This window comes from Pedobacter sp. GR22-10 (genome assembly GCF_026239715.1).
In the GTDB taxonomy this organism is placed as follows: Bacteria; Bacteroidota; Bacteroidia; order Sphingobacteriales; family Sphingobacteriaceae; genus Pedobacter.
Genome location: NZ_JAPIVR010000002.1, coordinates 681,940 through 694,609, shown reverse-complemented (window position 1 = coordinate 694,609; position 12,670 = coordinate 681,940). Strand labels below are relative to the sequence as shown.

The 12,670-nt window shown below is 40.0% G+C and carries 9 protein-coding genes; 6 read left to right on the top strand and 3 right to left on the bottom strand.

Annotation, left to right across the window (positions count from 1 at the left end):
- Positions 1–113 precede the first annotated feature (113 nt).
- Positions 114–905 (bottom strand): DUF2625 family protein, encoded by a 792-nt coding sequence (locus tag OQX64_RS10410; RefSeq protein ID WP_265818730.1) that lies wholly within the window; start codon positions 903–905, stop codon positions 114–116.
- Positions 906–1,115: 210 nt separating this feature from the next.
- Positions 1,116–3,152, bottom strand: a complete 2,037-nt coding sequence (locus tag OQX64_RS10405) for a M13 family metallopeptidase (protein ID WP_265818729.1) — start codon at positions 3,150–3,152, stop codon at positions 1,116–1,118.
- A 379-nt stretch (positions 3,153–3,531) separates the two neighbouring features.
- Between OQX64_RS10405 and OQX64_RS10400 the strand changes: the two genes are divergently transcribed.
- The 3 genes from OQX64_RS10400 to OQX64_RS10390 all read left to right on the top strand — a co-directional run bounded on the left by OQX64_RS10400 (position 3,532) and on the right by OQX64_RS10390 (position 6,886).
- Positions 3,532–5,514, top strand: coding sequence for a heavy metal translocating P-type ATPase (locus OQX64_RS10400; RefSeq protein WP_265818728.1), 1,983 nt, complete (start codon positions 3,532–3,534; stop codon positions 5,512–5,514).
- Positions 5,515–5,542: 28 nt separating this feature from the next.
- Positions 5,543–6,175, top strand: coding sequence for a Uma2 family endonuclease (locus OQX64_RS10395; RefSeq protein ID WP_265818727.1), 633 nt, complete (start codon positions 5,543–5,545; stop codon positions 6,173–6,175).
- Between the two features lie 78 nt (positions 6,176–6,253).
- Positions 6,254–6,886, top strand: a complete 633-nt coding sequence (locus tag OQX64_RS10390) for a Uma2 family endonuclease (protein WP_265818726.1) — start codon at positions 6,254–6,256, stop codon at positions 6,884–6,886.
- 69 nt (positions 6,887–6,955) lie between these two features.
- Here the strand turns inward: OQX64_RS10390 and OQX64_RS10385 are convergent, their stop codons facing one another.
- The gene (locus tag OQX64_RS10385; RefSeq protein WP_088302898.1) at positions 6,956–7,165 is read right to left on the bottom strand and encodes a DUF6434 domain-containing protein; all 210 of its coding nucleotides are present in this window, start codon (positions 7,163–7,165) and stop codon (positions 6,956–6,958) included.
- Positions 7,166–7,399: 234 nt separating this feature from the next.
- Here OQX64_RS10385 and OQX64_RS10380 point away from each other — a divergent pair, with 234 nt between their 5' ends.
- The 3 genes from OQX64_RS10380 (at position 7,400) to OQX64_RS10370 (ending at position 12,615) form a co-directional block, all read left to right on the top strand.
- Positions 7,400–10,090: a valine--tRNA ligase gene (locus OQX64_RS10380; protein WP_265818725.1), complete on the top strand. Its 2,691-nt coding sequence runs from the start codon at positions 7,400–7,402 to the stop codon at positions 10,088–10,090.
- 274 nt (positions 10,091–10,364) lie between these two features.
- Positions 10,365–11,228, top strand: a complete 864-nt coding sequence (locus OQX64_RS10375; RefSeq protein ID WP_265818724.1) for a sugar phosphate isomerase/epimerase family protein — start codon at positions 10,365–10,367, stop codon at positions 11,226–11,228.
- Positions 11,229–11,259: 31 nt separating this feature from the next.
- A complete protein-coding gene (locus OQX64_RS10370) occupies positions 11,260–12,615 on the top strand; it encodes a Gfo/Idh/MocA family protein (protein WP_265818723.1) in 1,356 nt (451 codons plus the stop codon).
- The last annotated feature ends 55 nt before the right edge of the window (positions 12,616–12,670 follow it).

The following is a 12,670-nucleotide window of genomic DNA, read 5'->3' as shown; positions in this document are numbered from 1 at the left end:
ACCCGCTTTTTAAGTGCCCTGATGTAACCAGTGTGCATGCCTTCTTGAAAAGGATAAAGTTGATGGCATGTTCAATGGTTTTTAATTTTATTTCATCGCAATAGGGATCAAGTTTATTGCTTCGCTGCGTCTTTCTTCGTTTCGTCTTTCTTTATTCCTTTATCTGCATTCAACTCTTTAGATTTCATAATATTGAAATTGTACATTTCTTCAATTCCTACGAGTTTTCTGGTGCACTTTTCAATATCTGTGCCTTGCTCCCACAGATAAGGCCTGAAACTGTAAGTTTTGGTATCGGCTAAGTTGCCAATAAACTGATCCCAGGAGCTCCAGCGTAAACCTTTATAAAATTTAGAAAGGTCACTATCGAAGCAAAAAATCAGAAATTCACCGTAGCCGGCACCAAGTGGCTGCCAGGTTAGCGTATTGGGTTCCAGGTAATATACGTTTTTAACATCAGGGCCTAAGCCACCATAATTAATAGCGAAGAAACCACCTACGGCATCATCTGCAATTAACAGATAGGGAACGTTGTCTCCGTATTCTTTAATGGTTTTCCCTTTATTCCATTCGGCAATGTTGCGTGTTAACCTTTCGCTGCCTGAACCCAGGATTCTGATCCAGCCATTATCTACCATAATACCGCCAGTGTTGTAAATGACTGATCCGAGCGTAGCATATGTCGTCATCTGTGCATTATACAATACTTCTTTCGCTTTGGATGAATCAACAGGCAAAACTTCCACTTTATTTTTAGCAGAATCAATCCACTTTTGAACCAATGGCCAGGCAGGATCAGTTTTATTAATGAGTTTGTCTAAACCGATCAATTTATTCTGCGCGGAAAGATTAAATGAGAACAGGCTTAAAGCGATTAATGAAACTAATTTGATTTTACCTTTCATGGTTGAAGATGGATGCATTTATTTATCAAAGATATAATGATTCTCATGGATTTTAGTTTTACCTAAATTAAATCTCCATGAATAATAAAGCGAAACGCTCCCATGATTGTAGGAGCGTTCGCAATAATATATTGAATGAATAGTGTGGATAGTTTTAGTTCAAATGAGGGATAGCCTTAGGTTTTTTACCTTTCAGCTCTTCACCTGAATTTACCACATTCTGATTCTGTCTTCTGGTTTTTTATATAATTTATCACCAGGTTTAACATCAAACGCCGTGTACCAGGCATCCATGTTAACTGGTGCACCAATGGTACGGTAAGGACCAGGTGAATGCGGATCTGTTTTGATCAGCTGTGCTGCAGTTTCAGGTAAGATGTTACCTCTCCAAACCTGTGCCCATGAAAGGAAGAAACGCTGATCTGGCGTAAACCCATCAATTTTCTCATTGCCCTGACCTTGTTTTGTCATTTTGAAGGCTGTATAAGCAGCGTTTAAGCCGCCTAAATCGCCAATGTTTTCACCCATGGTTAATTTACCGATTACATGAACAGTGTCTAAAACCGTATAAGCATCAAACTGCTCGCCCAATGCTTTGGTTTTTGCATCAAATTTAGCCTTGTCTTCAGCAGTCCACCAGTTTTTCAGGTTACCCTGAGCATCATACTGGCTTCCGCTATCATCAAAACCGTGGCTCATCTCGTGTCCGATTACGGCACCAATTCCACCATAATTTACAGCATCGTCAGCATTAGGATCGAAAAATGGAAACTGTAAAATTCCTGCCGGGAAAGTAATATCATTCATGGTAGGGCTATAGGAAGCATTAACTGTAGGAGGTGTCATCCCGAAACGGTTACGGTCAACTGGCTTCCCTAATCTGTTGATATTTTCATTATAACTCCAGATGCTTGCATTGCGTAAATTCTGGAAATAAGTATCTCTTTTAATATCTAAGCCGGTATAAGTTTCCCACTTGGTGGTATAACCTACTTTTGGTTTAAATGCCGCAAGTTTTTCCAAAGCTTTTTGCTTGGTTTCTACGCTCATCCATTCCAGTCCGTTAATTCTGATTTCGAAGGCCTTGCGCAGGTTCACAATCATGGCATCCATGCGGGCTTTTGCCTCCGGTTTAAAATATTTCGCTACATAAAGCTGACCTAAAAGCTCACCAATGGTGCCATCTGTTAGAGATGACATGCGCTGCCAGCGTGGGGTCTGTACTTTCTGGCCAGTTTGTGCCTGTGTAAATGCGAAACTGGCTTTTACAAATGGAGAACTTAAGCTGCCTGCAGAATTTTTCAATACATTCCACTGTAAATAAGTTTTCCAGTCTGCCAATGGAACTGACTTAAGCATTCCATCTAAACTGGTTAAAAATTTAGGTGACGAGACTAAAACGGTATCCTGTGCTTTAATTTGAAATTTTGGTAAAAAGGCAGCCCAGTTAATATCAGGTGTTTTTTTATTAAGGTCGCTTACGGTAAGTTTATTATAAGTAGCATATGGATCACGCATTTCCATCCGGCTCATTTGTGCTTCTGCCAGTTGTTTTTCAATTTTGAAAACGGTAGCAGCCTTTTGTTTTGCCGCTTCTGCATCACTTCCGGTTAAGCTAAACAGGGTAGTCATATAAGTGTTGTAAGCCTCACGGATTTTAACACTTCTGGTGTCATCTTTCAGATAATAATCACGATCTGGCAAAGTGGTACCTCCCTGACCGATGTTTACCATATATTTGCTCACGTTTTTGCGATCCTGGCCTACGCCTACACCAAACATCGGACTAGCAATGCCACTTACCCGCATGTAAGCCACTTGGTCAAGAACGCCCTGAATATCTTTGATCTGGTTGATTTTCTCCAGATCTGCCTTGATAGGCGTATAGCCCAGCTTTTCAATGGCTACAGTATCCATAGCAGCGGCAAAAAAATCGCCCACGCGGCGTTTAACTGAACCCGCAGGTGCAGATTTATCAGCGGCTGCATCTTCTACTAAAGTTTTTACGGCATTGATATTGAAATCGCGAAGTTCATTAAAAGAACCCCATCTCGTTTCTTTGGCCGGAACAGGGTTGTTTTTAATCCAGTTGCCACTCGCATAGGTATAAAAATCATCGCCTGGTTTTACAGATAAATCCATATTTGCCGGATCAATAAATTTTCTGGTGGTTTGTGCATTGGCAGAAAGGCCGGCAGCAACTATACCCAGGGCGGCAAAATATGTTTTCAGATTTTGGTATTTCATTCGCTTTAATCAGTTAGTTATTACTGCGAAATTTATGAAATACTAATTAATCCTGAAACAATATACCAAGAATATTACTTGTTGAACCAATAATAAATTTTTGCCAGACCCAGACGTCGGATAATTTCGGATGCTGAAAATGTGATTTTAATAGATTTCATGATTTTCAATCTTTAATACAGTATTAACATTTTTTAACATTATTTATTGTGTGCTTGTCAAAAAAAACACTATCTAGAATGATTCAGCATAAAGCATTTAATTTTCTCTAAATTTGGTTGCCGGTTGTTGAAAGATATGAAATGGAGGTTTACGAGACATTATCGTTTGTCGTTACCTATATCTTTGTTGCAGGCATTAACATCAAGATAAAATAATAATGAGTCATATCCACGATCATGAAGATAGTTGCTGTAGTAGTAAAGCCAAGTCTAAACCCCGCCACGATCATGATCACTTGCCTGAAGATGGTGATGATCATGACCATAACCATGGTGGCGATGCCTCTGCATTTAAGACTTATCTGCCAGCTATTGTTACGCTGGTGATGTTGCTTAGCGGCATTGCTTTCGATAATCTTTTTAAAGTAGAGGCTTTTCAGATCATTCGTCCTTACTGGTACATCGTGGCTTATTTGCCCGTAGGTATTCCTGTTTTACGGGAGGTTTGGGAAACATTTAAAGCCGGGGATTTTTTTACAGAGTTTTCACTCATGTCTATCGCCACCATCGGTGCCTTTGCCATTGGTGAATATCCCGAGGGTGTTACCGTTATGCTTTTCTACACCATAGGTGAGTTGTTTCAAATGGCTGCGGTAAATCGTGCAAAAAGAAATATTTCTGCCCTGCTGGATGTTCGTGCCGATATTGCACATGTGTTTCGGAATGGAAAATATGAAAGCATTGATCCTGAGAAGGTATTGGTTGGCGAAACCATTCAGATTAAAGCAGGGGAGAAGATTCCTTTGGATGGAAAAATGCTGACCGAAAAAAGCAGCTTTAATACGGCGGCATTAACCGGGGAGAGCAAACCAAAAACCATTTATAAAGGGGAAAGCGTTTTGGCCGGCATGCTGAATCTGGACATGGTAATTGAGATCACCGTTACCAAAATTTTTGCTGACAGTGCACTTTCACGGATTTTAGAGATGGTGCAGAATGCCACCGCCCGCAAAGCAAAAACCGAATTATTCATCAGAAAATTTGCGAAAGTTTATACCCCAATTGTTTTCTTTTTAGCCCTTGCTTTGGTGCTTATTCCTATTTTAATTTTAGGGAACGAATATCATTTTCAGACCTGGCTATATCGTGCATTGGTTTTTCTGGTTATTTCCTGTCCCTGTGCATTGGTTATTTCTATTCCGCTTGGTTATTTCGGTGGTATTGGTGCCGCCTCATCTCATGGGATTTTGTTTAAAGGCTCTAATTTTCTGGACCTGATTACAAAATTAAACACGGTGGTGATGGATAAAACCGGAACCCTCACTAAGGGGATTTTTCAGGTTCAGAAAATAAAATCAAGCCTTGCTGAGGAAGACTTTTTGAGTTATTTAGTGGCGCTGGAAGCAAAATCTACGCATCCCATTGCTAAAGCAATAGTAGCTTATGCCGGTGCAAAAGAAATTCGCCCTGCAGAAAGCATTGAGGAAATTGCCGGAATGGGATTAAAAGGACGGGTAAACGGAAGTGAAGTTTTGGCCGGGAATGTTAGGTTGTTAGAGAAGTATCACATCGCTTTTGATTTGGAAATAAAAGCCATTGAAGAAAGTATTGTACTGATGGCCATAGATGGAAAATATGCCGGCTATGTTGTGATTGCAGATGAAATTAAGGAAGATGCCGCCGAAGCGATCAAACAACTTTACGCCAATGGCGTAAACCAGGTGGTGATGCTGAGTGGTGATAAAATTTCAATTGTAAAAAATGTAGCAGGCCTTTTAGGTATAAAATCTTTTTATGGTGATCTGCTTCCTGAAGATAAGGTAGCCAGACTGGAAGAAATTAAAAAAGATAAAACCAGAACAGTGGCGTTTGTAGGCGATGGAATCAATGATACACCTGTTTTGGCCATTAGTGATATTGGTATTGCTATGGGGGCAATGGGTAGTGATGCGGCTATTGAAACGGCTGATGTAGTGATTCAGACTGATCAGCCTTCAAAAATTGTAACTGCTATAAAAATTGGTAAGGCAACCAAAAATGTAGTTGTTCAGAATATTATATTGGCATTTGCAGTTAAGGCATTGGTGTTAATTTTAGGTGCAGGCGGTATTGCAACCATGTGGGAAGCTGTTTTTGCGGATGTTGGAGTAGCTTTGCTGGCCATTTTAAATGCCGTCAGGATTCAGAAAATGAAGTTTTAATTTACTATAAAAATTAGTATATTTGGTTATGAATAAGCCAGTTCCATATCCGGATTTACGTGATGAGCCTGTCCATGAACTCAATGATATTGATGCATCATTAACGTACAGCTACGCGAATTATTTAAACTGGCTTTTTCATGATCGGGTAGAGCTCATTAAAGGTAAAATCTTTAAGATGAGCCCTGCACCGTCCAGATTGCATCAGGAAATTTCGATCAATTTGTTAAAATCCTTCATAAATTTTTTGGATGGCCAATCATGCAAAGTTTATGCTGCACCTTTCGACGTCCGATTTCCAAAGAAAAGTAAAGCAGATCAAGATGTATACACTGTATTGCAGCCTGATATTTGTGTGGTTTGTGATAGAAGTAAATTAGATGATCGGGGTTGTATCGGTGCACCTGATTTGGTTGTAGAAATCCTTTCTCCCGGAAATACCAAGGTAGAGTTATTGCATAAATATCAGGTTTACCAGGAGTTTGGTGTAAAAGAATATTGGGTGGTGAGCCAAAGCGATCAAAGTATTTTGATCTATACCCTAAATGATTTAGGTAAATTTCAACCTTCTAAGCTATTTACTTTAAGCGAAAGAGTCACTTCAACAGTTTTACCAGGCTTTGAACTCGAATTGGATGATGTGTTCCAAGACCTGGATTAAAACTTTAAAAACAGCAGGAGAAAACTGAAATGCACTTTCATTATTTCTTGTATACTACAAATTTTAATATATTTGGTTATGAATAAGCCAGTTCCATATCCAGATTTACATGAAGAGCCTGTTCATGAACTCAATGATATTGATGCATCATTAACATACAGCTACGCGAATTATTTAAACTGGCTTTTTCATGATCGGGTAGAGCTCATTAGAGGTAAGATCTTTAAGATGAGTCCTGCGCCTTCAAGGGTTCATCAGGAAATTTCCGGAAATATTTTCAATCCGATTGCTAATTTTTTAAAAAGTAAATCGTGTAAAGTTTATGCTGCACCTTTCGACGTCCGATTTCCAAAGGAAAGTAAAGAAGATAAAGATGTGCTTACCGTATTGCAGCCAGATATTTGTGTGGTCTGCGATAAAAGTAAACTGGATGACCGAGGTTGTATCGGTGCACCTGATTTAATTGTAGAAATCCTTTCGCCCGGAAATACCAAGGTAGAGTTATTACACAAATATCAGGTTTACCAGGAGTTTGGTGTAAAAGAATACTGGGTGGTGAGTCAAAGTGATCAAAGTATTTTGATCTATACTTTAAATGAGTTTGGCAAATTTCAACCCTCAAAAATATATTCTCTGAGCGAAAAAGTATCTTCATCGGTTTTGCCAGGCTTTGAACTGGAATTGGATGATGTTTTTAGTGATTTGGATTAATCCGAAGTCTAAAGATTTAATCGTAATGTTGTATTGCAATCACTTAATTTTCCTTTTCTCTGATAAGAATTAATTATTTCGTTTTCTAAACTCATCAACTGCTTCTTTTAATGTCTTTCCTTCGTTCTCTTTGAACCAATTCATAAAGATTCGATTGTTTTTCCAGTTTTCTCCAAAATGTGACTGGAAATAACGCCTTACGTTTTGTGTATTTTTAAAATCTTTCGTAATTATCGTTTGATCAGTTAAGGTTTCGGAATGCCAGTTGAATTTACTCATTTACAAAATTTCTAATTTTTATTGAGATTTTAAGCAGGTTATAATGATTCGAACAAGTGGAAAATGAATTTAAATATGAAGTTTTCAGTTCTTGTTTTACACGATTTCACTTATAAAGAAATATTTTTTAATGAAGATCATGCGCTGTAACTCAGTTTCTGCATTTATCTTTCCGCTTTAATCTTTTAGCTTTGCGCTTAATTAGCTATTTTTGGGCTTTTATATTAATTTTTCATGAGCATTTCCACTAAGTATAATCCTGCAGAAACAGAAGATAAATGGTATAGCTACTGGTTATCGAAAAAATTTTTTCATTCAGAGCCTGATGAACGCGAGCCTTATACCATTGTCATTCCGCCACCAAATGTGACTGGAGTATTGCACATGGGGCATATGCTGAACAATACGATTCAGGATGTGCTGATTCGTAAAGCACGTATGCAGGGCAAAAATGCCTGCTGGGTTCCTGGAACAGATCATGCATCTATTGCTACCGAGGCGAAAGTTGTAGCCATGTTAAGGGAACAGGGTATTGATAAAAAAGACCTTTCACGCGAGGAATTTTTAAAATATGCCTGGGAATGGAAAGAAAAATACGGAGGCATTATCCTGGAGCAACTGAAAAAACTTGGTGCAAGCTGCGACTGGGACCGTACACGCTTTACCATGGAAGAAGATCTTTCTGAGGCTGTAATTGATTCGTTTATCCATCTGTACAAAAAAGGCTGGATTTATCGTGGCATCCGTATGGTTAACTGGGATCCTGCTGGTAAAACTGCCGTATCTGATGAGGAAGTGATCCGTAAGGAGGTTAATCAAAAGCTGTATTACATTCGCTATACCATTGTTGATGACAAGACTTCAGACTCAGGACTGTCGACTCCCGACTATCTGGTTGTTGCCACTACGCGTCCGGAGACGATTATGGCTGATGCGGCCATTTGTATTAATCCTAACGATGAGCGTTTTACACATTTAAAAGGGAAAAAAGTTTTTGTTCCACTGGTTAATCATGAAATTCCAGTAATTGAAGATGATTATGTAGATATTGAATTTGGTACCGGTTGCTTAAAAGTTACTCCGGCACATGATTTAAACGATTACGAACTGGGTGTAAAACACCATTTGCCGGTTACCGATATTTTAAATGATGATGGTACCTTAAATGAACTGGCCGTGATCCTGGTAGGTGAAGACCGGTTTGTAGCCCGTAAAAAGATTGCCAAAATGCTGGAAGAGGCGGGGCATCTGGATAAGGTTGAAGATTATAAATCGCAGGTAGGCTTTTCTGAGCGTACTGATGCCGCCATTGAGCCTAAACTTTCCATGCAGTGGTTTGTAAAGATGAAAGAAATGGCGCAGCCGGCATTGGATGATGTTTTAAATGGCGAAGTTAACCTGATTCCGAATAAATTTGAAAACACGTACCGCCACTGGATGGAAAATGTTCGCGACTGGAATATTTCCCGTCAGCTTTGGTGGGGACAACAAATTCCGGCCTGGTATGATGACAAAGGAAACTGGGTGGTTGCCAAAACCAAAGACGAAGCTTTAGAAGAGTTCTGGAAGAAAAAGCATTTAGATGATGGGGGTGTGGAAGCAGATAAGGCTGGTTTTAAACATCAGCTGGAGCCGTTTATTAAACAGGATGAAGATGTCATGGATACCTGGTTTTCCTCCTGGTTATGGCCGATTTCTGTATTTGACGGGTTTAAAAATCCTGAAAATAAAGATATCAATTACTATTATCCTACCAATGACCTGGTTACCGCCCCGGAAATTTTGTTCTTTTGGGTGGCCCGGATGATCATGGCCGGACATGAGTTTATGGGTAAAAAACCCTTTACCAATGTATACTTAACGGGGATCGTTCGCGATAAGTTAGGTCGTAAAATGTCTAAATCATTAGGTAACTCTCCTGATCCGATTGGGCTGATTGAAAAGTATGGTGCCGATGCCGTTCGTGTAGGGATGTTAATGTCATCACCGGCAGGTAACGATTTAATGTTTGATGAAAGCTACTGCGAACAGGGGCGCAATTTTGCCTCTAAAATATGGAATGCCTTCCGCCTGGTAAAGGGCTGGGAAGTGGATGAAAATTTAGAAAATCCCAATACACAGGCGATTTCCTGGTTCGAAAATCGTTTCAACGAAGCTTTGGTAGAGATAGAAGCCAACTTTAAGCAATACCGTTTATCGGAAGCTTTAATGATCACCTATAAACTGGTTTGGGATGATTTCTGTGCCTGGTATTTAGAAATGGTTAAGCCGGCTTATCAGCAACCCATAGACGCGGAGAGTTATCAGGCTACTGTTGCCTTCTTTGAACAGATTATCAAATTACTGCACCCAAATATGCCTTTCATTACCGAAGAACTGTGGCATGATGATTTATTTGCTAAACGCGGTGAACTGGATTGCTGCATCGTGGCTGAATATCCAAAAGGTGGCCATATTGATGAGAAATTGCTGAAAGATGCGGAAGTGATTAAAACGGTGGTTGCCGAAATCAGAAATGTACGCAACCAGAAACAAATCTCTCCGAAAGAAGCATTGCCATTGTGTTTAAAAGTGAATTCGGATATCGACTATGAGAAATGGCTAAATATTGTTTTCAAACTTGCCAATGTTGCTGAAGCTGAAATTGTAAATGATAAAATTGCCGGCGCGACAGCATTTATGGCGGGGAAGGATGAGTTTTTTATTCCGCTTTCGGAAAATATTGATGTAGCGGCAGAACGCATCCGGCTAAATGCTGATTTGATTTATCTGCAGGGTTTCCTAAAATCAGTTGATGCGAAGTTAAGCAACGAACGCTTCGTACAAAATGCAAAACCAGAAATTATTGCGAATGAACGTAATAAAAAAGCTGATGCGGAAGCAAAAATTAAAATCATTGAAGAAAGCCTGGCCATGCTGGGATAGATAAAATAAACCGCTCAGGTTTAGATATGCCCTTTAGAAATGATTTTCTGAAGGGCTTTTTGTTTTACTAAAATGCCCAAGTAAAATCAGCAGCTTGAGCAGAGCAGATGCTTACTTTAATGCCCGTTTCTAAAATGTTACCAAAAGCTTTCCCAATCTCTGCTATAAAAGTCTTAAATTGGGGTCATTAAAAGGCTTTAGCTTTCTAACCAAATTTAAATCAGTACCTGCAATTTTATATTATTTTGTTAGCAGAATGATCAATTTAACAAAAATGAGATTGAAAAACTTAATCCTGTTGTTTTTTCTTGCGCCTGTTATATTCAGTTTTCAATCGGCTAACCAAACATTCCTTCCACTAGGTCTTGTGGCCCCCATAGAAAAGGATAGTGTAACATCGGCCTCCGGATTTAAATTGTTTGGTGAATCGGTGGGCAGAATGATCTCTCCGTCCTTATCAGAAGAAAAATTTAAGCAAAATCTCGAACTCATCAAAAAAGCCAAATGTAAGCTCTATATGTGTAATGTCATGTTTCCAGGAAAAATGAAAATAGCTGGTCCGGATGTTCAGGAGCAGGCGGTATTGGGCTATGTAGATAGTTTATTTTTCAGGGCACAGCAGGCAAAAGTGAGCGTAATTGTTTTAGGGAGTGGTGCCGCACGCAGGCTGCCCGATGATTATGATATTGATAAAGCAAAGAAAGAATTTGTTTTATTAGGAAAAAAAATTGCAGCAACCGCTAAAAAATATAACATTAAAATCGCGCTTGAAAACTTGCAAAGCAAAGAAACAAATTTTCTGACCAGCGTAAAATCTGCTGCGGAAGTAGTCAGACGGGTTAATCATCCAAATTTTAGACTCAATGCAGATATTTTCCATATGAAGCGGGAAGGTGAATCACCGCAAAGCATTGTTGACGCCAAAGACTTACTGGTTCATTGTGAAATAGCAGAAGTGGCCGAGCGTACCTTACCCGGCATCAAGGGCGATGATTTCAGGCCTTATTTGCGGGCCTTAAAAACCGCAAATTACAAAGGCCCCATATTCGTTGAAGCAGGGAGTAATTATTCTGCAGCGCAAATGGCATTTTGCTTTCAGTATTTAACCAAACAAATTGAAGACGTTTATACCCATTAATCACACACACTTGCTAAATATTTAACATTGTATGGAAAACTCCAGAAGAAAATTTATCAGGCAATCGGCCATTTTTGCTGCGGCTACCTATGCCGGCACGATGGGGATGAGCGCTAAAAGTTACGGACGAATTATTGGTTCCAATGACCGTGTTCGTGTGGGGGTGGTTGGTTTCTCTGACCGTTTTAAAGATACTTTACTGCCTTGTTTCCTAAATCATCACCAAGAATTAAACTTCGATATGGTCGGGCTTTCCGATCTCTGGAATTACCGCAGGGATTTAGGAATTGCGCATTTAAAAGAAAAATTCGGGCATGATATTAAGGCTTGCCGCAATAATGATGAGCTTTATGCGATGAAGGATTTGGATGCGGTGATCATCAGTACAGCCGATTTTCAACATGCCTTGCATACCATAGAGGCAGTGAAAGCCAATTGCGATGCCTATGTTGAAAAGCCCTTTGCTGAAACCATGGATGACGCGAAAGCTGCACTTAAAGCGGTAAAGGCAACAGACAGGATCGTTCAGATGGGCTCTCAGCGCAGGAGCGGAGAAAATTATGCCAATGCAGCCAAGTATATCCAGGATGGAAAATTCGGGCCTATCACTGCGGTGGATTTGGTGTGGAATGTGAATCAGCCCGGTAGGTGGAGAAGGCCTGATCTGGTATCGAGGCTTAAACAGGAAGATACCGACTGGAAACGCTTTTTATTGAATCGTCCTACTGAAGCTTTTGACCCAAGAAAATACCTGGAGTATCGGTTATTCTGGCCTTATTCATCCGGAATGCCGGGGCAATGGATGTCGCACCAGATTGATACCGTGCACTGGTTTACCAATTTAAAACATCCACGCAGCGTAGTGGCAAATGGTGGCATTTACACCTGGAAAGACGGCCGCAGAAACTGGGATTCAATGGTGGCGGTGTTTGATTATGGCCAACCCGATTCAGAGGATGGTTTTCAGGTTACGTTTACTTCACGAATGCAAAATAGCGTGGGCGATGTGGGTGAAGTCTACTATTCAAATGGAGGCGAGTTAAACCTCATGACCAATAAAGTATCACCAAAGGGTGGGCTAAGGAAACAGGAAGCCGCAGCAATGGGAATGAAAGCCAATCTTTTACCTGAATTCGACTTGTCTAAAACTGAAATTAAAGCCGCAACCGGTGCCAATATGGGTGGCGATAGCTTAACATCAGGACATATGCGGAATTGGATGGAGTGCGTACGAAGCCGTAAAACACCAAATGCGCCTGTAGAAGCCGGTTATTCACACTCCATTGCCAACATCATGACCAACGCGGCGGTTAGAACCGGGGCAAAATCAGTTTTTGATGAAGGCAGACAAGAGGTAATGGCAAACGGAAAAGTATTTAAATATTAAAATATAATCGTGGCGAATAACAAAGTCATCTCTTCAGCAAGAAAGATCACTTCAT

Bases quoted from the DNA above. Each gene is read 5' to 3' on its own strand.
- OQX64_RS10410 (WP_265818730.1), bottom strand. From the start codon at position 905: ATGAAAGGTAAAATCAAATTAGTTTCATTAATCGCTTTAAGCCTGTTC.
- OQX64_RS10405 (WP_265818729.1), bottom strand. From the start codon at position 3,152: ATGAAATACCAAAATCTGAAAACATATTTTGCCGCCCTGGGTATAGTT.
- OQX64_RS10400 (WP_265818728.1), top strand. From the start codon at position 3,532: ATGAGTCATATCCACGATCATGAAGATAGTTGCTGTAGTAGTAAAGCC.
- OQX64_RS10395 (WP_265818727.1), top strand. From the start codon at position 5,543: ATGAATAAGCCAGTTCCATATCCGGATTTACGTGATGAGCCTGTCCAT.
- OQX64_RS10390 (WP_265818726.1), top strand. From the start codon at position 6,254: ATGAATAAGCCAGTTCCATATCCAGATTTACATGAAGAGCCTGTTCAT.
- OQX64_RS10385 (WP_088302898.1), bottom strand. From the start codon at position 7,165: ATGAGTAAATTCAACTGGCATTCCGAAACCTTAACTGATCAAACGATA.
- OQX64_RS10380 (WP_265818725.1), top strand. From the start codon at position 7,400: ATGAGCATTTCCACTAAGTATAATCCTGCAGAAACAGAAGATAAATGG.
- OQX64_RS10375 (WP_265818724.1), top strand. From the start codon at position 10,365: ATGAGATTGAAAAACTTAATCCTGTTGTTTTTTCTTGCGCCTGTTATA.
- OQX64_RS10370 (WP_265818723.1), top strand. From the start codon at position 11,260: ATGGAAAACTCCAGAAGAAAATTTATCAGGCAATCGGCCATTTTTGCT.